The 19,277-nt window shown below is 64.7% G+C and carries 17 protein-coding genes; 12 read left to right on the plus strand and 5 right to left on the minus strand.

Annotated elements, in window-relative coordinates; genetic code table 11:
- Position 1: 1 nt before the first annotated feature.
- Both CK221_RS13155 and acs read right to left on the minus strand, forming a co-directional pair.
- Complete coding sequence (locus tag CK221_RS13155) at positions 2-748, minus strand: MOSC N-terminal beta barrel domain-containing protein (RefSeq protein ID WP_067324949.1); 747 nt, start codon at positions 746-748, stop codon at positions 2-4.
- Positions 748-2,703 carry an acetate--CoA ligase gene (gene acs / locus CK221_RS13160; protein ID WP_095778041.1) on the minus strand — a complete coding sequence of 652 codons (1,956 nt, stop codon included), beginning with the start codon at positions 2,701-2,703 and terminating at the stop codon, positions 748-750. Before acs ends, CK221_RS13155 begins: the two co-directional genes overlap by 1 nt.
- 304 nt (positions 2,704-3,007) lie before the next feature.
- Between acs and CK221_RS13165 the strand changes: the two genes are divergently transcribed.
- Positions 3,008-3,280 carry an aspartate-semialdehyde dehydrogenase gene (locus CK221_RS13165; protein ID WP_067001506.1) on the plus strand — a complete coding sequence of 91 codons (273 nt, stop codon included), beginning with the start codon at positions 3,008-3,010 and terminating at the stop codon, positions 3,278-3,280.
- Between the two features lie 266 nt (positions 3,281-3,546).
- Here the strand turns inward: CK221_RS13165 and CK221_RS13170 are convergent, their stop codons facing one another.
- Complete coding sequence (locus tag CK221_RS13170; RefSeq protein ID WP_067002175.1) at positions 3,547-4,209, minus strand: YggS family pyridoxal phosphate-dependent enzyme; 663 nt, start codon at positions 4,207-4,209, stop codon at positions 3,547-3,549.
- Between the two features lie 146 nt (positions 4,210-4,355).
- On the opposite strand from CK221_RS13170, the gene leuS reads away from it, so the two are divergent.
- Both leuS and lptE read left to right on the plus strand, forming a co-directional pair.
- Positions 4,356-6,998, plus strand: a complete 2,643-nt coding sequence (gene leuS / locus CK221_RS13175; protein ID WP_095778042.1) for a leucine--tRNA ligase — start codon at positions 4,356-4,358, stop codon at positions 6,996-6,998.
- Entirely contained in the window at positions 6,985-7,566 is a 582-nt protein-coding gene (lptE, locus tag CK221_RS13180) for an LPS assembly lipoprotein LptE (RefSeq protein ID WP_067001511.1), read from the plus strand. The genes leuS and lptE overlap by 14 nt, the downstream gene beginning before the upstream one ends.
- A 92-nt stretch (positions 7,567-7,658) precedes the next feature.
- Here lptE and fsa read toward each other — a convergent pair whose 3' ends face one another.
- A complete protein-coding gene (fsa, locus tag CK221_RS13185; protein WP_067001514.1) occupies positions 7,659-8,315 on the minus strand; it encodes a fructose-6-phosphate aldolase in 657 nt (218 codons plus the stop codon).
- A 90-nt stretch (positions 8,316-8,405) separates the two neighbouring features.
- Here fsa and CK221_RS13190 point away from each other — a divergent pair, with 90 nt between their 5' ends.
- From CK221_RS13190 to CK221_RS30250, 9 genes are all read left to right on the plus strand, one after another.
- Entirely contained in the window at positions 8,406-10,589 is a 2,184-nt protein-coding gene (locus CK221_RS13190) for a primosomal protein N' (protein WP_095778043.1), read from the plus strand.
- A gap of 34 nt (positions 10,590-10,623) precedes the next feature.
- Positions 10,624-11,319, plus strand: coding sequence for an aspartate/glutamate racemase family protein (locus tag CK221_RS13195; RefSeq protein ID WP_095778044.1), 696 nt, complete (start codon positions 10,624-10,626; stop codon positions 11,317-11,319).
- Between the two features lie 125 nt (positions 11,320-11,444).
- A complete protein-coding gene (locus tag CK221_RS13200; protein ID WP_095778045.1) occupies positions 11,445-11,840 on the plus strand; it encodes a DUF4345 family protein in 396 nt (131 codons plus the stop codon).
- A gap of 247 nt (positions 11,841-12,087) precedes the next feature.
- Complete coding sequence (locus tag CK221_RS13205) at positions 12,088-12,648, plus strand: F0F1 ATP synthase subunit delta (protein WP_095778046.1); 561 nt, start codon at positions 12,088-12,090, stop codon at positions 12,646-12,648.
- Positions 12,648-14,177: a F0F1 ATP synthase subunit alpha gene (atpA, locus tag CK221_RS13210; protein WP_095778047.1), complete on the plus strand. Its 1,530-nt coding sequence runs from the start codon at positions 12,648-12,650 to the stop codon at positions 14,175-14,177. Before CK221_RS13205 ends, atpA begins: the two co-directional genes overlap by 1 nt.
- Before the next feature lie 34 nt (positions 14,178-14,211).
- Positions 14,212-15,096: a F0F1 ATP synthase subunit gamma gene (locus CK221_RS13215; RefSeq protein ID WP_067001531.1), complete on the plus strand. Its 885-nt coding sequence runs from the start codon at positions 14,212-14,214 to the stop codon at positions 15,094-15,096.
- A 75-nt stretch (positions 15,097-15,171) separates the two neighbouring features.
- Positions 15,172-16,752 carry a F0F1 ATP synthase subunit beta gene (atpD, locus tag CK221_RS13220; protein WP_179295122.1) on the plus strand — a complete coding sequence of 527 codons (1,581 nt, stop codon included), beginning with the start codon at positions 15,172-15,174 and terminating at the stop codon, positions 16,750-16,752.
- Between the two features lie 98 nt (positions 16,753-16,850).
- Positions 16,851-17,258 carry a F0F1 ATP synthase subunit epsilon gene (locus CK221_RS13225; protein ID WP_067001534.1) on the plus strand — a complete coding sequence of 136 codons (408 nt, stop codon included), beginning with the start codon at positions 16,851-16,853 and terminating at the stop codon, positions 17,256-17,258.
- A 112-nt stretch (positions 17,259-17,370) separates the two neighbouring features.
- A complete protein-coding gene (locus CK221_RS30250) occupies positions 17,371-17,634 on the plus strand; it encodes a S26 family signal peptidase (protein ID WP_095778048.1) in 264 nt (87 codons plus the stop codon).
- A gap of 18 nt (positions 17,635-17,652) precedes the next feature.
- Here the strand turns inward: CK221_RS30250 and CK221_RS13235 are convergent, their stop codons facing one another.
- Positions 17,653-19,194: a mannitol dehydrogenase family protein gene (locus CK221_RS13235; RefSeq protein ID WP_095778049.1), complete on the minus strand. Its 1,542-nt coding sequence runs from the start codon at positions 19,192-19,194 to the stop codon at positions 17,653-17,655.
- Between the last annotated feature and the right edge of the window lie 83 nt (positions 19,195-19,277).

Below are 19,277 nucleotides of genomic sequence, written 5' to 3' on the forward strand. Positions count from 1 at the left end.
GTCAGGCGAACCGCACTTCCGCGCCGATCTCGACGCGTGCCGGCCGGTCGACGGTGCAATAAACGCCGATATTGTGGGCGTTGTAGCGGACCAGGTTGCGCAGGATGCCGGGGTCGTTGTCGAAGCCGTCCTGGGCGATGATGGTGAAGCCGCAGCGGCGGCAGGGCTCGGAGATCGTGAGCAGCAGATCGCCGATCGCGAGCTTGCGGCCGAGCCATTCCGTCTCCGGGAAGGAGCCTTCCACCGGCTCCATGTCGACGACGATGTTGGGGCGGAAGCGGCGCGAATCTGGCACGCCTTGCGGATGCAGCGCCTTCAACCGCGCCAGCGAGGCGGTGGTGAGCAGATGGATCGGCGTCCTGCTGTATCGCTCGGCCGTCAGCGGGCCGGCATAGCCCGGCGCGTGCTCGCGGAAGTAAGGCCGGATCGAGGCGTCGAAGCCAAGAAATCCGGAAAGAACCCGGTCGCTTTCCGGGTCGGGCGCCGGCAGCCAGTCGCCGCCGGGCACGGCCACTTCGAGCCGGCGGTCTTCGGTCAGCCGGGTGCGGATCAGCGGCACCTTGTGCCATTTCGGTCCGCGGTCCGGCCTGGCGATCTCGCCATCCGACGCATCGACCAAGCCGAACAGCCGGTCGCCGTCGACAGTCGACGTGCCGACGGAGATTGCGTCCAGCCGCTCGCCGGCGAGCGAGCTCGCCGGATAGCGCCAGAGCTGGCTGACGGTGCCGAGTGCGGCCTGCGCGTTCATCAGGCCCTTTTATTCTGCCGGTTGGCAACGAGATCGTCGACCACGGCGGGATCGGCGAGCGTCGAGGTGTCGCCGAGCGCGCCGTAATCGTCCTCGGCGATCTTGCGCAGGATGCGCCGCATGATCTTGCCCGAACGGGTCTTGGGCAGGCCCGGCGCGAACTGGATCTTGTCGGGCGTTGCGATGGCGCCGATCTCCTTGCGGACATGGGCGACAAGCTCCTTGCGCAGATCCTCGCTCGATGTCGTGCCGGACATCAGCGTGACGTAGCAGTAGATTCCCTGACCCTTGATATCGTGCGGATAGCCGACGACGGCGGCTTCCGAGACCTTGTCGTGGCTGACCAGCGCAGATTCAACTTCCGCCGTGCCCATGCGGTGGCCTGAAACGTTGATGACGTCGTCGACGCGGCCGGTGATCCAGTAGTAGCCGTCGGCGTCACGGCGGCAGCCGTCGCCGGTGAAGTATTTGCCCTTGTAAGTCGAGAAATAGGTCTGCACGAAACGGTCGTGATCGCCATAGACGGTGCGCATCTGGCCGGGCCAGGAATCGGTGATGCAGAGATTGCCGTCGGCCGCGCCTTCCAGCACCTTGCCTTCGCCATCGACCAGCTGCGGCTTGACGCCGAAGAAGGGCCGTGTCGCCGAGCCGGCCTTAAGGTCGGTGGCGCCCGGCAGCGGCGTGATCAGGATGCCGCCGGTCTCGGTCTGCCACCATGTGTCGACGATCGGCACCTTGGCGTTGCCGACGACGTTGAAATACCACTCCCAGGCTTCCGGATTGATCGGCTCGCCGACCGTGCCCAGCACGCGCAGCGACTTGCGCGAGGTCTTCTTCACATGGGAATCACCGGCGCCCATCAGGGCGCGCAGCGCCGTCGGCGCGGTGTAGAAGATGTTGACCTGGTGCTTGTCGACGACTTCCCAGAAGCGCGACTGCGACGGGTAGTTCGGCACGCCCTCGAACATCAGCGTCGTGACGCCGTTGGCCAAAGGGCCATAGACGATGTAGCTGTGGCCGGTGACCCAGCCGACATCGGCGGTGCACCAGTAGATGTCGCCGTCATGGTAATCGAAGACATACTGGTGCGTCATCGAAACATAGACGAGATAGCCGGCGGTGGTGTGCAGCACGCCTTTCGGCTTGCCGGTCGAGCCCGAGGTGTAGAGGATAAACAACGGGTCCTCCGCCTTCATCTTCTCGGGTTTGCAGTCGGCCTTAACGGTCGCGGCCTCGTCATGGTACCAGACGTCGCGGCCCGGCACCCAGCCGGTCTTGCCGCCGGTGCGTCGCACCACCACCACTTTTTCCACCTTGGTGCCGGCCTTGGCGGCGATGTCGATGGCCTTGTCGGTGTTGTCCTTCAGCGCAATCGGCTTGCCGCCGCGCAGGCCCTCGTCGGCGGTGATGACGATGGTCGACTTGCAGTCGTCGATGCGGCCGGCGAGAGCGTCCGGGGAGAAGCCGCCGAAGACGACCGAATGGATGGCGCCGATACGCGTGCAGGCAAGCATCGCGTAAGCCGTTTCGGGGATCATCGGCATGTAGATGGTAACGCGGTCGCCCTTCTTGACGCCGTGCTTCTTCAGCACATTGGCGAAGCGGCAGACATGCGCATAGAGCTCGTTGTAGGTGATCTTCCTGTCATCGTAAGGGTTGTCGCCTTCCCAGATGATGGCGGTCTGGTTGCCGCGCTTCTTCAGATGCCGGTCGATGCAGTTGTAGGAAACGTTGGTCTGGCCGTCCTCGAACCACTTGATCGAGACCTTGCCGTCGAAGGAAGTGTTCTTGACCTTGGTGAAGGGCTTGAACCAGTCGATGCGCTTGCCGTGCTTGCCCCAAAACTTGTCCGGGTTCTTCACGCTGTCGGCATACCATTTGAGATAGGTGTCGTTGTCGATCAGCGCGTTTTTCTTCCACGCCGGCTGGACGCGGTGGACATGGACATCGGACATTTTCTAGCTTTCCTCCGAAACCGTTCCGCCGGCTTGATGTGCCGACGGCATCACGGCGAAGCAGCCGTGAATTCGCGGCATTATTAACAGTTCCGCCGTGACGGCAATATTAGACGTTGGATTCGCGCGGCGGGATGACGCAGGGGCAAGTGCAAACGCCTGTCAGCACTCTCGCCCTAGGGCTGCTAACCGTCTGTTTTTCCGATGGAAAACTTGGGTCTGATGTGCGAAAATCAATAGACGGTTAAGCAACGAGGCGCAGAGTTTCGCGTTGGGAGGAAAGGAGAATCAACTGAGGACGGCAATGCGCCATCATCTCGAAATGGACTTGATGCTCAGCGGCTATGGGCTGACCACGGCCAAGATCCTTTATCACTTCCCAGACCATCCACATCTGCTGCAAAGCTATATCTGGCAGGATTACGACATCGCGCCGGAGTTTCCGGTGCTGATCCGCTTCATCGAATTCTGGAAGACCAAGCTCGACGGCCCGCTGCATTCGGTGACCTATACGCACCAGAAGCTGATCGCGCCGAACGAGTGGCGGAAAGTGGACGGGGAGTTCGTGCTGCACTGAGCGGCGCAGAGGTTCTCTGGACGTCGAACGTTTGGCGGAAACGCCCATTACTCGTTATCCCCGGGCGGAGCAAGGAGCTGCAGCTAATCGCAAACGTTCACGCTTGCCCTGATAGGGACGGCCGTAATGACGTGGCCCCGAGCATTGTGTTCCGCCAAGCTGAATGACGACGGGGGAATAGGAACGGCCCGCTTCATTTCAAGCGCCGGCGAAAGCGTTATCATTGTCGGGTCGGTAACAAGATCGTTACGGAGGTGTCGAGGCGCTTAGCGACTGCCGAAGATCGCCGAGCCCAGCCTGACGCCGGTTGCGCCAAAGGCGATCCCGGTCTCGTAATCGCCGGACATGCCCATCGAGAGCTTCGCGACGCCGGCCTCGCGGGCGATCTTTTCCAAAAGCGCGAAATGCGGGCCCGGATTCTCGTCCGCCGGCGGAATGCACATCAGGCCCTCAATGGCGAGGCCGTGCACGTCGCGGCAGCGTTTGACGAAGGCGACCGCGTCGCGCGGCTCGATGCCGGCCTTCTGCGGCTCGGAGCCGGTGTTGACCTGGACATAGAGTTTCGGCGCCAGGCCTTGCCTGGCGGTCTCCTTGGCAAGCTCGGCGGCGATCTTCTCGCGATCGACGGTCTCGATGACATCGAAAAGCGCCACCGCTTCCTTCGTCTTGTTGGATTGCAGCGGCCCGATCAGGTGCAGCTCGATGTCGGGAAACGCCGCTTTCAGCGCCGGCCATTTACCTTGAGCTTCCTGCACGCGGTTCTCGCCGAAAACACGCTGGCCCGCCTCGATGACCGGGCGGATATCTTCGGCCGCGAAGGTCTTCGAGACCGCGACGAGCATGACGGCGCCGGGCTCACGCTTTGCCTCGCGTTCGGCGCTTGCGATCTTCGCCTTGACCGCGCGAAGCTGTTCGACGGGGCTCGTCATGTCCATATCCTGCCCATAGTTTTAGCACCAACGCCGGATCGCCACAGTTGACGGGTCTGGCAATCCATGGTGAACACCGCGACGACATTGTCTCGGCTGCCGGCTTGCCCAGCGCCGCGCACCCGCTTTTAAGTGAAAAACATCCGATGGCAACCGAACGATACAATCCGCGCACGTCAGAGCCCAAATGGCAGAAGGCCTGGGCCGAAAAGAAGCTGTTCGAGGCCAGGAACGAGGACCCGAAGCCGAAATACTACGTGCTCGAGATGTTCCCTTATCCCTCGGGGAAGATCCATATCGGCCACACCCGCAACTATACGATGGGCGACGTCGTCGCGCGCTACAAGCGGGCCAGGGGCTTCAACGTGCTGCACCCGATGGGTTGGGACGCCTTCGGCATGCCGGCCGAGAACGCAGCGATGCAGAACAAGGTCCATCCCAAGGACTGGACCTACGAAAACATCGCCGTCATGCGCGAGCAGCTCAAGATGATGGGCCTGTCGCTCGACTGGGCGCGCGAATTCGCGACCTGCGACGTCGACTACTACCACCGCCAGCAGATGCTGTTCCTCGACTTCGTCGAGAAGGGGCTGGTGACGCGCAAATCCTCCAAGGTCAATTGGGACCCGGCAGACATGACGGTGCTCGCCAACGAGCAGGTCATCGACGGCCGCGGCTGGCGCTCGGGCGCGCTGGTCGAGCAGCGCGAGTTGACGCAGTGGTTCTTCAAGATCACCGATTTCGCGCAGGACCTGCTGGATTCGCTCGGCCGTCTCGACGAATGGCCGGAAAAGGTCAAGCTGATGCAGCATAACTGGATCGGCCGCTCGGAAGGGCTGCTGATCCGCTGGCCGCTGGCGGCTGCAAGCTCTGCCAAGATCGGCGGCGACATGCACGAGCTGGAAGTCTACACGACCAGGCCGGACACCATCTTCGGCGCCTCCTTCATGGCGGTCGCGGCGGATCATCCGCTGGCCAAACAAGCCGCCGAGAACAATCCGGCGCTGGCCAAGTTCATCGACGAGGTCCGCCATATGGGCACCTCGGTGGCGGCGCTTGAGACGGCGGAAAAAAAGGGTTTCGATACCGGCATCCGCGTCGTCCATCCTTTCGACGACAGCTGGACGCTGCCTGTCTATGTCGCGAATTTCGTGCTGATGGAGTATGGCACGGGCGCCATCTTCGGCTGCCCGTCGGGCGATCAGCGCGACCTCGACTTCGCCAACAAATACGGCCTGCCCGTAGTCCCGGTAGTGATGCCGGAAGACGGCGACGCCAAGACTTTCCAGATCATCGAGGAGGCCTATGTCGACGACGGCGTGATGATCAATTCGCGCTTCCTCGACGGCATGAAGCCGCAGCGCGCGTTCGACGAGGTGGCGAAGCTGCTCGAACAGAGGACGATCGGCGGCCGGCCGATGGCAGAGCGCAAGGTGAATTTCCGCCTGCGCGATTGGGGCATCTCGCGCCAGCGCTACTGGGGCTGCCCGATCCCGATGATCCACTGCGAGGCCTGCGGCGTGGTGCCGGTGCCGAAGGCCGATCTGCCGGTGAAACTGCCTGACGACATCGAGTTCGACCGTCCGGGCAATCCGCTCGATCGGCATCCGACATGGCGTCACGTGAAATGCCCGCAATGCGGGCGCGACGCGCGGCGCGAGACCGACACGATGGATACGTTCGTCGATTCGTCGTGGTATTTCGCGCGCTTCACCGCCCCCTGGGCAAACGAGCCGACCGAGCCGAAGGCGGCGGACGAGTGGCTGGCGGTGGACCAGTATATCGGCGGCATCGAGCACGCGATCCTGCATCTGCTCTATTCGCGCTTCTTCACACGTGCCATGCGCGAGACCGGCCATTTGAACCTCGCCGAGCCGTTCAAGGGCCTGTTCACGCAAGGCATGGTGGTGCACGAGACCTACCGCGTCGGCGGTCCGTCGACAAATGGGCGCTGGCTGTCGCCGAGCGAGGTCAGGATCGAGGATGCCGGCGGCAAGCGCCGCGCCATCGAGATCGCGACCGGCGAGGAAGCGACGATCGGCGCGCTCGAGAAGATGTCGAAATCGAAGAAGAACACGGTGAGTCCGGAGGAGATCACCGACGGCTACGGGGCCGATACCGCGCGCTGGTTCATGCTGTCGGACTCGCCGCCGGAGCGCGACGTCGAATGGACCGACGAAGGTGCCGCCGGCGCGCATCGCTTCGTGCAGCGCGTCTGGCGCCTGGTGCAGATCGCGGCCGAACAGCTTGCCGACGTGAAGCCGGCCGCGGCGAGCGAAGGCGAGGCAGGTGCCGTTTCCAAGGCCGCGCACAAGATCCTTAAGGCGATCGGCGAGGACATCGAGAAGCTCGGCTTCAACCGGGCTATCGCCCGCATCTACGAGCTTGCCAATGCGCTGGCCGTGCCGCTCAACGACGTCGCCGAAGGCAAGGCTGACGCGGCGCTGAAGGGCGCCTGCCGCGAGGCCGTCGAGATCCTGGTGCATGTGATCGCGCCGGTGATGCCGCATCTGGCCGAGGAATGCTGGGAGGCGTTGGGCGGCACCGAGATGGTCGCCGAACGGCCGTGGCCCGCCTACGATCCGGCCTTGGTCGTCGACAACGAGATCATGCTGCCGGTGCAGGTCAACGGCAAGAAGCGCGGGGATTTGACAATTGCCCGCGACGCGGATCAAGGTGCCGTCGAAAAAGCGGTGCTGGCTCTCGACTTCGTGCAGAAAGCGCTCGATGGTAAAGCCCCGCGCAAGGTGATCATCGTCCCGCAGAGGATCGTCAATGTCGTTGCCTGATCCGGAAAAGTCACAGGCGGCGCGTTTGCTGCGCCGCGCTGCTCTCAGCGGCCTGGTCGCCTCGCTGGCACTGGTCTCCGCCTGCACGGTGCGGCCGCTCTATTCCAGCGCGCCGCTCACCGCCGGCTCGCAGGTCGGGGCCGCCGCCGAGTTGGCCTCGATCTCGATCAAGCCGGTCAGCACCCGCCCTGCACAGCAGGTGCGCAACAACCTGATCTTCGCTTTCGGCCAGGGCTCGGGCGAGCCGGCATCGCCTGCCTATACGCTCGACCTCGGCGTCACCGAGCTTGTCGAGTCGGCGGCCATCGTTCAGGTGCAGACCGAAGAGGACGAGCCGACGGCGGGCACCGTGACCCTCACCGCCAATTATGTGCTCAGAGACGCCGCGACCGGCACTGTGGTCGCGCTCGGCAAGCGCTCGATTCCTTCCTCCTTCGACCGGCCGCGCCAGGAGTTTGCGGCCTACCGGGCGCAGATCGACGCCGAGAACCGCGCCGCCCGCGAGCTCGCCGATCTGCTCAGGCTGGCGATCGCCCAGGACCTGGCCAAGAATGGCAAGAAGGCCTGAGCTGGTCTCTGGGCGCCGCCGCGCTATTCCCCTATTCGAGGCAATAAAAAAGGCCAGGTTACCCCCGGCCTTTTGTTGTCTGCTCTCCGGCCTCAGCCAATCTTCTGGCCGGTCTTGGCCCAGTCTGCGAGGAAGGCGGCGAGGCCCTTGTCGGTGAGCGGATGGTTGACCAGCGCCTTCAACGTCGCCGGCGGCGCGGTCACGATATCGGCGCCGATCAAAGCCGCCTGCTTGACGTGGTTCACCGTACGCACGGAAGCGGTCAGGATCTCGGTCTTGAAATCGTAATTGTCGTAGATGGTGCGGATTTCCGAGATCAGCTCCATGCCGTCCGAGCCGGTGTCGTCGATGCGGCCGACGAAGGGCGAGATGAAGGAGGCGCCGGCCTTGGCGGCAAGCAGCGCCTGGTTGGCCGAGAAGCAGAGCGTGACGTTGACCATGCGGTTCATCTCGGTGCGGATCGTCTTGCAGGCCTTCAGACCATCCAGCGTCAGCGGCACCTTGATGGCCACATTCGGTGCGATCTTGGCCAGCACCTCGGCCTCGGCCATCATCTGCTTGTACTCGGTCGCCACGACCTCGGCCGAGACCGGGCCTTCGACAATGTCGCAGATCTGCTTGGTGACCTCGGCGATCTTGCCGCCCGATTTCAGGATCAGCGACGGGTTGGTGGTGACGCCATCGAGCAGCCCCAGATCGTGCAGCTCCTTAATTTCCTTGATGTCAGCGGTATCGACAAAAAACTTCATGGCTGTCTCCTTGGGGATTGCCTGACGCCGGCCAGGCAGATGCGGGGGTCCCCTTTGATCTAGAGCAAAGTCGGGGCAAGGTCACGCCCGATGATCGAAGATTCGCCCTTTGTCGCGGCCGCGCCGGTGCTGGTGCCGATGCCGGCCGAACGGCCCTACACTTATGCCGTGCCGCCAGGCATGCGCGTGGTGCCGGGCTCGATCGTGCGCGTGCCGCTAGGGCCGCGGCAGGTCGCCGGCATCGTCTGGGACGCCGTCGTCGAATCCGTCGATCCGAAAAAGCTGCGGCCGATTGAGGAGGTCTTCGACTGCCCGCCGATCGACAAGGCCATGCGCCGTTTCGTCGACTGGATCGCCCAATACACGCTGTCGGCGCCCGGCATGGTGGCGCGGATGTTGTTGAGGGCGCCGGAAGCTTTCGACCCGGAGCCGTGGATCGAAGGCCTGCAGCGCACGCTTGCCGAGCCCGACCGATTGACCGACGCGCGACGCCGCGTGCTGGAGACGGCCGAAGGCGGGCTTGCCTGGACGCGCTCCGGTCTCGCCCATGCGGCGGGTGTCTCCTCGACCGTCGTCGATGGCTTGAGGGCACAAGGCGTGTTCGAGACGGTGATGATCCCGCCAAGGCCGGTGGTCGCCGCACCCGATCCGGGCCATGCCGTGCCGGATTTGATGCCGGACCAGAAGGCGGCGGCCGAGAAGCTGCGCGCGGCGATCGCCGCCGACGCCTTCAACGTCACCCTGCTCGACGGCGTCACCGGATCGGGCAAGACGGAAGTCTATTTCGAGGCGGTGGCGGCGGCGCTCGACAAGGGCAAGCAGGTGCTGATCCTGCTGCCGGAGATCGCGCTGACGCACGCTTTTCTCGAACGCTTCCAGGACCGCTTCGGCGCCAAACCGGCGGAGTGGCATTCGGACCTGCCGCCCCGGATGCGCGAACGCGTCTGGCGGCAGGTGGCGGAGGGTGGCGTGCGCGTCGTCGCCGGGGCGCGTTCGGCGCTGTTTTTGCCGTTCAAGGAGCTAGGCCTGATTGTTGTCGACGAGGAGCATGACCCGGCTTACAAGCAAGAAGACCGCGTCTTCTATAATGCGCGCGACATGGCGGTGGTGCGCGGCCATATCGGCGCTTTCCCGGTCGTGCTCGCCTCGGCGACGCCGTCGGTCGAGAGCCGGGTCAACGCCAGCCAGGGCCGCTATCATCGCGCGGTGCTGTCGGCGCGTTTTGCCGAGGCAGCGCTCCCCGACCTGAAATCGATCGACATGCGGCGCGCGCCGCCGGCGCGCGGCGGTTTCCTGTCGCCTCTCCTTCTGGAGCAGATGCAGCGCACGCTGGAGAGACAAGAGCAGTCGCTGCTCTTTCTCAACCGGCGCGGCTATGCGCCGCTGACGCTCTGCCGCGTCTGCGGCCATCGCTTCGGCTGCCCGGTCTGCTCGGCCTGGCTGGTCGAGCATCGCTTTCGCGGCCAGCTCGTTTGCCATCATTGCGGCCACAATGAGCGGCGGCCGGAGGCCTGCCCGGAATGCGGCACGCTCGATCATCTGGTCGCCTGCGGGCCGGGCGTCGAGCGCATCGCCGAGGAAGTGGTGGCGCATTTCCCGGAAGCCCGCACGATCGTATTGTCGTCCGATCTCTTGGGCGGCGTGCGCCGGCTGCGGCTCGAGCTCGAGGCCGTCGCCAATGGCGAGGCCGATATCGTCATCGGCACGCAGCTCGTCGCCAAGGGTCACAACTTCCCCGGCATGACGCTGGTCGGCGTGGTCGACGCCGATCTCGGCCTCGCCAATGGCGATCCGCGCGCCGCCGAGCGCACCTTCCAGCTGCTCAGCCAGGTGACCGGGCGCGCGGGCCGCACCGGCAAGAAGAGCCTCGGCCTGCTGCAGACCTACCAGCCCGACCATCCGGTGATGCGGGCGATCGTCTCCGGCGATTCGGAAGCCTTTTACGAGCGCGAAATCGCGGAGCGGGAGCGCGCCGCGCTGCCACCGTTCGGCCGGCTCGCCGGCATCATCGTCAGTGCCGCGACACGCGCCGAGGCCGAAACCCATGCGCGGGGCTTGCGGCGCGCGGCACCTACAGCCTCCGATCTCTTCGTGCTCGGACCGGCCGAGGCGCCGCTGTCGCTGATCGGCGGACGGCATCGCTTCCGCTTGCTTGTCCAGGGCGAGCGGCGCGCCGACATGCAAGGGTTTATTCGAGCCATGCTGGCGGAGGGGCCGAAGCTGCGCGGCTCCGTCAGGGTGCAGGTCGACATCGACCCGCAGAGCTTCCTATAAGCGAGAAAGACTGCCCCAACGGAGTGCTCGCTTTATGAAAACCCTCGGCCTTATCGGCGGCATGAGCTGGGAATCGACGGCGATCTACTACCGACTGCTCAACGAGATCGTGCGCGAGCGGCTGGGCGGGCTGCATTCGGCGAAGCTGCTCCTGTGGTCGTTCGACTTCGCCGAGATCGCCGAACGCCAGCATGCCGGCGACTGGGACGGCGCCGGCGTCCTTCTGGTGAAAGCCGCGCGAAAGCTGGAGGCCGGCGGCGCCGAGGGCCTGGTGATCTGCACCAACACCATGCACAAACTCGCCGACACGGTGCAGGCGGTCATCTCGATTCCGCTCATCCATATCGCCGACGCAACTGGACACGCTGTTGTCGCCGCAGGCGTGAAGCGGCCGGCGCTGCTGGCGACACGCTTCACCATGGAGCAGGATTTCTACAAAGGACGGCTCGCCGACAAATACGGCCTGCAGCCGGTCGTGCCCGGCCAGGCCGGCCGCGACATGGTGCACCGGATTATCTATGATGAGCTCTGCCAGGGTATCGTCAAAGCCGACTCGAAGTCCGCTTATGTCGAGGAAGTCGGCCGTCTGCGGCGCGACGAAAAGATCGACGGCCTCATCATGGGCTGCACCGAGATCAACATGCTGATCGGCCAGGGCGATTTCGACATGCCGGTGTTCGACACCACGCGCATCCATGCCGAGGCAGCGATCGAGTTCGCATTGTCCTGATCGGGCGCTCTTCTGACGCTTCTTCTCTTGCGTCTTTTCAAATGTGCCGGCCGCCATCTGGCGCGCGGATTTTCCTCGGCTAGAATGCCGGCAATTTCAGAACAAGACTTTCCGAGGGGGATCAGATGGAGTTCGCGTTTCCGTGGCCGGCGAGCCAGGGCGAGTGGCTGGCATGGTCGAGCGCCGTCGTGACGCTGCTCATCGGCCTCGTCCTGTTCCTGGCGCCGAACCTCGCCTTCCACATCCTGCGCCTGCAAGCGAAGCCGGAGAAAGCGGCGGCGATCGCCGAAGGGCGCGGCCGCATGTCGGGCTTCTACCTCGGCGTCAGCCTGTGCTGCATCCTGCTCGCGCAGCCGCTGCTCTATATGGCGCTCGGCTTCTCATGGCTGTTCACCGCTTTCGGCCGGCTTTTGTCGATGATGTCGGACGGCGCCAACACACCTTTCAACTGGGCTTCCATCGTGGTTGAATTGGCCCTGGCGGCGCTGCCGCTTGCCTTCGCCTTCGGCTTCGTGCCGTGAATTCGTGACTAATCCGCCGCTCAGGCTCGGCCTTCGCCGCCTGATGCGACAAAAGTGCCTGAAAACCATGCCGGACGATGCATTGCGGTCTCAAAAGGCCTGTGCTAGACGGCAATCGACTTTCGGCCGGGGATAGCGGAAGCCATCCCTCCGTGCTTGGAAAAATCGCAGTAAGGTCAAAGATTTAGCCAGAGTTTTCGCTCGCGCCAACAATCTGCGGCCTGTCAGACAAGAGAAAAGACGGTCCGTGGCCCAATCGTCATCGCCAATCTCAGCTGTCGCAGAGCGCTATGCAAGCTCGCTGTTCGAGCTCGCGCTGCAGGAAAATTCGGTCGCCCAGGTCGAGGCCGACCTCAACGATTTCGAGGCGATGCTCAACGGCAGCGCCGACCTTGCCCGGCTCATCAACAGCCCGGTGTTCTCCAGCGACGATCAGGCCAAGGCGATCGGCGCGATCATCTCCAAGGCCAACATCACCGGCCTCGTCGGCAATTTCCTGCGCGTCGTCGCCCGCAACCGCCGCCTGTTCGCCGTGCCCGGCATGATCAAGGCGTTCCGCCAGATTGCCGCCGACCACCGCGGCGAGGCGTCCGCCGAAGTCACCTCCGCGCATGCGCTGACGGATGCGCAGCAGGCCGAACTCAAGGCGACGCTGACCGGCATCGCCGGCAAGGACGTGGCCATCGCCATGACCGTCGACCCGTCGCTGCTCGGCGGCTTGATCGTCAAGATGGGCTCGCGCCAGATCGATACGTCGCTCAAAACCAAACTCAATTCGCTCAAGCTTGCACTGAAAGAGGTCGGCTGATGGACATCCGCGCCGCGGAAATTTCCGCAATTCTGAAAGACCAGATCAAGAATTTCGGCAAGGAGGCCGAGGTCTCCGAAGTCGGCCAGGTTCTGTCCGTCGGTGACGGCATTGCCCGCGTCTACGGGCTCGACAACGTCCAGGCCGGCGAGATGGTCGAATTCCCGGGCGGCATCCGCGGCATGGCGCTGAACCTCGAAGCCGACAATGTCGGCGTCGTCATCTTCGGCAACGACCGCGACATCAAGGAAGGCGACACCGTCAAGCGCACCGGCGCCATCGTCGACGTTCCGGTCGGTCCCGGCCTGCTCGGCCGCGTGGTCGACGCGCTCGGCAATCCGATCGACGGCAAGGGCCCGATCCAGGCGACCGAACGCCGCCGTGTCGACGTCAAGGCGCCCGGCATCATTCCGCGCAAGTCGGTGCATGAGCCGATGTCGACCGGCCTCAAGGCCATCGACGCGCTGATCCCGGTCGGCCGCGGCCAGCGCGAACTGGTCATCGGCGACCGTCAGACCGGCAAGACCGCCATCATCCTCGACACGATGCTGAACCAGAAGTCGGTGCACGACAACGGCCCGGAGAAGGAGAAGCTCTACTGCGTCTACGTCGCCGTCGGCCAGAAGCGCTCGACCGTCGCGCAGTTCGTCAAGGTGCTGGAGGAGCGCGGCGCGCTCGACTACTCCATCATCATCGCCGCGACCGCGTCGGATCCGGCGCCGATGCAGTTCCTGGCGCCGTTCGCCGGCTGCACCATGGGCGAATATTTCCGCGACAACGGCATGCATGCCCTCATCAGCTATGACGACCTGTCGAAGCAGGCCGTCTCCTACCGCCAGATGTCGCTGCTGCTGCGCCGCCCGCCGGGCCGCGAAGCTTATCCGGGCGACGTGTTCTACCTGCATTCGCGCCTGCTGGAGCGCGCCGCGAAGCTCAATGACGATAATGGCAACGGCTCGCTGACCGCGCTGCCGATCATCGAGACGCAGGCCAACGACGTGTCGGCCTACATCCCGACCAACGTGATCTCGATCACCGACGGCCAGATCTTCCTCGAGACCAACCTCTTCTTCCAGGGCATCCGCCCGGCGGTGAACGTCGGTCTGTCGGTGTCGCGCGTCGGCTCCTCGGCGCAGGTCAAGGCGATGAAGCAGGTCGCCGGCTCGATCAAGGGCGAGCTCGCGCAGTACCGCGAAATGGCGGCCTTCGCGCAGTTCGGCTCCGACCTCGACGCCGCCACCCAGCGTCTGCTCAATCGCGGTTCGCGCCTGACGGAGCTCCTGAAGCAGCCGCAGTTCTCGCCGCTCAAGACCGAAGAGCAGGTCGCGGTGATCTTCGCCGGCGTCAATGGCTATCTCGACAAGCTGGCGCTGAATCAGGTCGGCAAGTTCGAGCACGGCCTGCTCAGCCACATGCGCTCGGCCGGCAAGGACGTGCTCGACGGCATCCGCAAGGAGAAGGCGCTGTCGGACGACCTGCGCGGCAAGCTCAAGGCCGAGATCGACGCCTTCGCCAAGACCTTCGCTTAACGAGCAGCCGGACGCACGGGATCAGGTTTGAAGCATGCCTTCATTAAAAGACCTTCGTAACCGTATCGCCTCGGTCAAGGCGACGCAGAAGATCACCAAGGCGATGCAGATGGTCGCCGCGGCGAAGCTGCGTCGCGCGCAGGAAGCGGCGGAAGCGGCGCGTCCCTATTCCGAGCGGATGGGGGCGGTGCTGGCCAACATCACTCAGGCGATCGGCGGCGGCGGCGATGCCCCGGCGCTGATGACTGGCACCGGCAGGGACGACGTGCATCTGCTCATCGTCTGCACCGCCGAGCGCGGCCTGTGCGGCGGCTTCAATTCCCAGATCGCGCGCCTGGCCCGCGAGCATATTCGTAAGCTTCTCGCCGACGGCAAGCAGGTCAAGATCATCTGCGTCGGCAAGAAGGGTTTTGACATCCTGCGCCGCGAGTACGGCTCGCTGATCCTCGAGCGCGTCGACCTGCGCGAGGTCAAGACGCTCGGCTTCGTCAATGCCGATGCGATCGCGCGCAAGGTGATCAACCTGTTCAACCAGGGCGGCTTCGACGTCTGCACGCTGTTCTATTCGCAGTTCAAGTCGGTGATCAGCCAGATTCCGACGGCGCAGCAGATCATCCCGGCGGCCCCGGCTTCCGCCGCTGCCGAGACGAGCAACGGCGCCACGGCCGTCTACGAATACGAGCCGGAGCCGGGCGAGATCCTCTCCGACCTCATCCCGCGCAACATCGCGGTGCAGATCTTCCGCGCGCTGCTGGAAAACGCGGCCGGCGAGATGGGCGCTAAGATGAGCGCGATGGACAATGCGACGCGCAACGCCGGCGACATGATCAACAGGCTGTCGATCACCTACAATCGCCAGCGGCAGGCGCAGATCACCAAGGAACTCATCGAAATCATTTCGGGCGCCGAGGCGCTCTAGGCGCGCCCCGCCGCCGAGGCCATGGACCTCGCGGCAGAAGGCGTGAGCAACAGACAGACGAAAAGGGCAAAGACGATGGCGAAAGCAGCTACCCCGAAGACCGCCGCCAAGGCGGCACCGGCCCCCAAGGCGGCAAAGGCTCCGGCAGCAGCCGCGAATGCCGCTCTGGCCAAGAAGGCGGCCGCTCCGGCCAAGGCAGCGGCTCCGGCGAAGGCGGCCAGCGTTGCGGCGAAGCGGGTCGGCGCCGCCGGCAAGGTGCGCCAGGTCATCGGCGCCGTCGTCGACGTCCAGTTCGAAGATCATCTCCCGGCCATTCTGAATGCGCTGGAAACCGACAATGTCGGCAACCGCCTCGTCCTCGAAGTCGCCCAGCATCTCGGCGAGAACACCGTGCGCTGCATCGCCATGGACTCGACCGAAGGTCTCGTGCGCGGCCAGGATGTCTATGACACCGGCGGACCGATTTCGGTGCCGGTCGGCCCGGGCATGCTCGGCCGCATCATCAACGTCATCGGCGAACCGGTCGACGAGGCCGGCCCGGTCGACGCCGTCGAAATGCGCGCCATCCACCAGCCGGCTCCGGCCTATGTCGACCAGTCGACGGAAGCGCAGATCCTGGTCACCGGCATCAAGGTCCTCGACCTGCTGGCGCCTTACGCCCGCGGCGGCAAGATCGGCCTGTTCGGCGGCGCCGGCGTCGGCAAGACCGTGCTGATCCAGGAACTTATCAACAACGTCGCCAAGGCCCACGGTGGCTTCTCGGTGTTCGCCGGCGTCGGCGAACGCACCCGCGAAGGCAACGACCTCTATCACGAGTTCATCGAATCGGGCGTCAACAAGAAGGGCGGCGGCCAGGGTTCCAAGGCCGCGCTGGTCTACGGCCAGATGAACGAGCCGCCGGGCGCGCGCGCCCGCGTCGGCCTGACCGGCCTCACCGTCGCCGAGTATTTCCGCGACCAGGGCCAGGACGTGCTGTTCTTCGTCGACAACATCTTCCGCTTCACCCAGGCCGGATCGGAAGTGTCGGCGCTGCTCGGCCGCATCCCCTCGGCCGTGGGCTATCAGCCGACGCTCGCCACCGACATGGGCGCGCTGCAGGAGCGCATCACGACCACGACCAAGGGTTCGATCACCTCGGTGCAGGCCATCTACGTTCCGGCCGACGACTTGACCGACCCGGCGCCGGCCACGTCCTTCGCCCACCTCGACGCCACGACCGTGCTCAACCGCGCGATCTCGGAAAAGGGCATCTACCCGGCCGTTGATCCGCTCGATTCGACCTCGCGCATGCTCGACCCGCTGGTTGTCGGCGAGGAGCACTACCAGGTCGCCCGCCAGGTGCAGTCGATCCTGCAGCGCTACAAGTCGCTGCAGGACATCATCGCCATCCTTGGCATGGACGAGCTGTCGGAAGAGGACAAGCAGACCGTTGCCCGCGCCCGCAAGATCGAGCGCTTCCTGTCGCAGCCGTTCTTCGTCGCCGAAGTGTTCACCGGCTCGCCCGGCAAGCTGGTCGACCTTGCCGACACCATCAAGGGCTTCAAGGGCCTTTGCGCCGGCGATTACGACCATCTGCCCGAAGCCGCCTTCTACATGGTCGGCGGCATCGAGGAAGCGGTCGAGAAGGCGCAGCGCCTGGCGGCTGAAGCGGCGTAAAGAAGCGAATAGCGAATAGGGAGTAGCGAATAGGGATCAGTGGGCCGGCCGAGTTTTTCACTACTCGCTACCCGCTATTTCCTACTCGCTAGATTGGCATGGCTGAAGCTTTCAAGTTCGAACTGGTCTCGCCGGAGCGGCTGCTCGTTTCCGAGCAGGTCGAGTCCGTGGTCATCCCGGGCGCCGAAGGCGAGATGACCGTGATGGCGCAGCACGCTCCGGTCATGACCACGATCAAGCCCGGCGTCGTCACGGTGAAAACCGCGGCCGGCAAGGAAGAGCGCTACGTCGTGTTCGGCGGCTTCGCCGACATCCTGCCCTCCGGCTGCACGCTGCTGGCCGAATCGGCGGTCGCCGTCGGCGACATCGACCGCGCTGATCTCGCCCGCCGCATCCAGGAAGCCAGGGAAGACGCCGCCGACGCCAAGGACGATGAGGCCCGCAGCAAGGCCGAGCAGTTTCTCAGCCAGCTCACCACGTTGGAAGGCGCGCTGCTGCCGGCCTGACGGCGGCCTCTTAGGATGGACTGAAAGAGAGCGGGCTTGCCCCGCTTTTTTGTTTGCCTCGTTTGCCCGTTTTCTCGTTTGGGAGACAGTTCGCCCTGCTTGTCAGGGTGTCTTGCGGTTTCATGCAAACGGCGAGCCGCTCTATCTTCTTGTTTGGGTGATCGACCCCGACACGAGTTCGGCAGGCGACGACATGCCGGAAATCGTCGTGCCGCCTGATGAATTTTTCATGCTCGGCGACAACCGCGACAATTTGGCCGACAGCCGCTTCACCGGGCACGGTGCCGTACGGCAATCTCGTTGGCAAGGCAGTGCGCCTGTTCTGGACGGGGCCTACTCTGCCGCACGGCAGGTCGTGAACGAGTCGGGCGAGTAGTCTCGGTGCAGAGACGCGCTACTCGGCCAGCCGGGGCGGTTCCTTGCCGATGCCGATCGCCGCGAGAGCCAGCTTCGGACCGCCCTGCTTGAAATGGACGAGATGCGTGGCGACAGACTCGATCAACTTCTGTCGCTCCGGATGAGCTTTGGCAAAGCCGGCGAGGTCGAACACGGCCTCCGTCATCTCCGCCGTCGGCAGAATCCGGGCGAACAGGTTGCTGAGGGCGTCGTCGAGCGGGTCGGTGAAATGGCCCTCCGGCAAGCTGCCACCGCGCGCGGCGCATGCGGCGATCCAGGCGGCGACCACCAGCGTCAGGTGTACGAACTCGGTCCCGGCTTCGAGGCATTCGATGGCTGACGCGACGATGCGCTGCGGCAGTTTCTGGCTGCCGTCATTGGCGATCTGCGCCGTGCGATGGGCAAGCGCGGTGTTGGAGAAGCGCTGGGCGAGCTCGGCCGTATAGGCGGCCGTATCGAGGCTTGCATCCTCAGGCAGCGTCGGCACGGCTTCGGCCCACAATGCGTCGACAAACCGTCGGATCGACGGGTCGGCGAAGGCGCGGTCGACGGTGGTGTGGCCGCTGAGCAGGCCAAGATAGGCGATGCCGGAATGCGCGCCGTTGAGCAGCCTCAGCTTCATGTCCTCGAAGGGACCGACATCCTCGACCATGGTGACGCCGAATCTCTCCCAGGCCGGCCGCCCGGTGGGGAAACGGTCCTCAATCACCCATTGGCAGAACGGCTCGGTCACCACCGGCCAGGCATCCTGGAGGCCAAGCTCGCCGGCGATGCGGGCGTGGTCGGCGTCGGTGGTCGCCGGCACGATGCGGTCGACCATGGAAGACGGGAAGGCCACTTCGTTGGCGACATGGCGGGCGAGTTCGGTATCGCCCTGTCGAGCGAGCCCGGCATCGCCCGGTCGAGCGAGTCGTAAGTCGCGCAGCTTGGCAAACTCGAGCAACAGCTTGTGCAGCGTGGCGCCGTTGGCCGGAAGGTTGTCGCAGCACAGCACCGTGAAGGGCGGCGTGCCGGCGGCGCGGCGGCGCGCAAGCGCCTCGGCCAGGAAACCATGCGCCGTCCTGGGCGATCCGGGGTTTCCCAGATCGTGGACGATATCGGGATGAGTTTCGTCTAGGCTGCCGTCGGCGGCCCTCAGATAGGCCTTTTCGGTGATGGTCAGCGTGACGATGCGGGTGCGCGGATCGGTGAGCGCGGTAAGCACGGCGTCCGGATCTTCGGGCGCCACCAGCAACGACACGATCGAGCCGATGATCTGCAACTGCTCGCCGGCGCTTTCCCTCACCGCCAGCGTGTAGAGACCGTCCTGCGGCGACAGCGCATCGCGTGTATCGGGACTGCGCAGCGAGACGCCAATGATGCCCCAACCTGTATCGCCATCCGCCAGGACGGCGTCGACATAGGCCGCCTGATGAGCGCGATGGAAGGCGCCGACGCCGAGATGGACGATGCCGGGCGTCACGGCGCCGCGATCGTAGCGGGGTATGGCGATTGCGCCCGGCAGCTGCGTGATCGAGGCGTTCGACAGACGGCTGTTCATTGGTTTGAAGTCTCCGATCGGCGCGTCGAGCCTGGCAGGAATGGCGGCAGCGGCGTAGCACCCGCCGCTGCCCGGTACAATGG

It is taken from the genome of Mesorhizobium sp. WSM3868 (genome assembly GCF_002294785.1).
Lineage (GTDB): Bacteria > Pseudomonadota > Alphaproteobacteria > Rhizobiales > Rhizobiaceae > Mesorhizobium.

What these genes read in the sequence shown, in the direction of transcription:
- CK221_RS13235 (WP_095778049.1), bottom strand. Translation starts at nt 19,194, where the DNA reads ATGAACAGCCGTCTGTCGAACGCCTCGATCACGCAGCTGCCGGGCGCA.
- lptE (WP_067001511.1), top strand. Translation starts at nt 6,985, where the DNA reads ATGTCGTTGCCTGATCCGGAAAAGTCACAGGCGGCGCGTTTGCTGCGC.
- leuS (WP_095778042.1), top strand. Translation starts at nt 4,356, where the DNA reads ATGGCAACCGAACGATACAATCCGCGCACGTCAGAGCCCAAATGGCAG.
- CK221_RS13200 (WP_095778045.1), top strand. Translation starts at nt 11,445, where the DNA reads ATGGAGTTCGCGTTTCCGTGGCCGGCGAGCCAGGGCGAGTGGCTGGCA.
- CK221_RS13155 (WP_067324949.1), bottom strand. Translation starts at nt 748, where the DNA reads ATGAACGCGCAGGCCGCACTCGGCACCGTCAGCCAGCTCTGGCGCTAT.
- CK221_RS13165 (WP_067001506.1), top strand. Translation starts at nt 3,008, where the DNA reads ATGCGCCATCATCTCGAAATGGACTTGATGCTCAGCGGCTATGGGCTG.
- CK221_RS13170 (WP_067002175.1), bottom strand. Translation starts at nt 4,209, where the DNA reads ATGACGAGCCCCGTCGAACAGCTTCGCGCGGTCAAGGCGAAGATCGCA.
- CK221_RS13225 (WP_067001534.1), top strand. Translation starts at nt 16,851, where the DNA reads ATGGCTGAAGCTTTCAAGTTCGAACTGGTCTCGCCGGAGCGGCTGCTC.
- CK221_RS13215 (WP_067001531.1), top strand. Translation starts at nt 14,212, where the DNA reads ATGCCTTCATTAAAAGACCTTCGTAACCGTATCGCCTCGGTCAAGGCG.
- CK221_RS13190 (WP_095778043.1), top strand. Translation starts at nt 8,406, where the DNA reads ATGATCGAAGATTCGCCCTTTGTCGCGGCCGCGCCGGTGCTGGTGCCG.
- fsa (WP_067001514.1), bottom strand. Translation starts at nt 8,315, where the DNA reads ATGAAGTTTTTTGTCGATACCGCTGACATCAAGGAAATTAAGGAGCTG.
- atpA (WP_095778047.1), top strand. Translation starts at nt 12,648, where the DNA reads ATGGACATCCGCGCCGCGGAAATTTCCGCAATTCTGAAAGACCAGATC.
- atpD (WP_179295122.1), top strand. Translation starts at nt 15,172, where the DNA reads ATGGCGAAAGCAGCTACCCCGAAGACCGCCGCCAAGGCGGCACCGGCC.
- CK221_RS13195 (WP_095778044.1), top strand. Translation starts at nt 10,624, where the DNA reads ATGAAAACCCTCGGCCTTATCGGCGGCATGAGCTGGGAATCGACGGCG.
- acs (WP_095778041.1), bottom strand. Translation starts at nt 2,703, where the DNA reads ATGTCCGATGTCCATGTCCACCGCGTCCAGCCGGCGTGGAAGAAAAAC.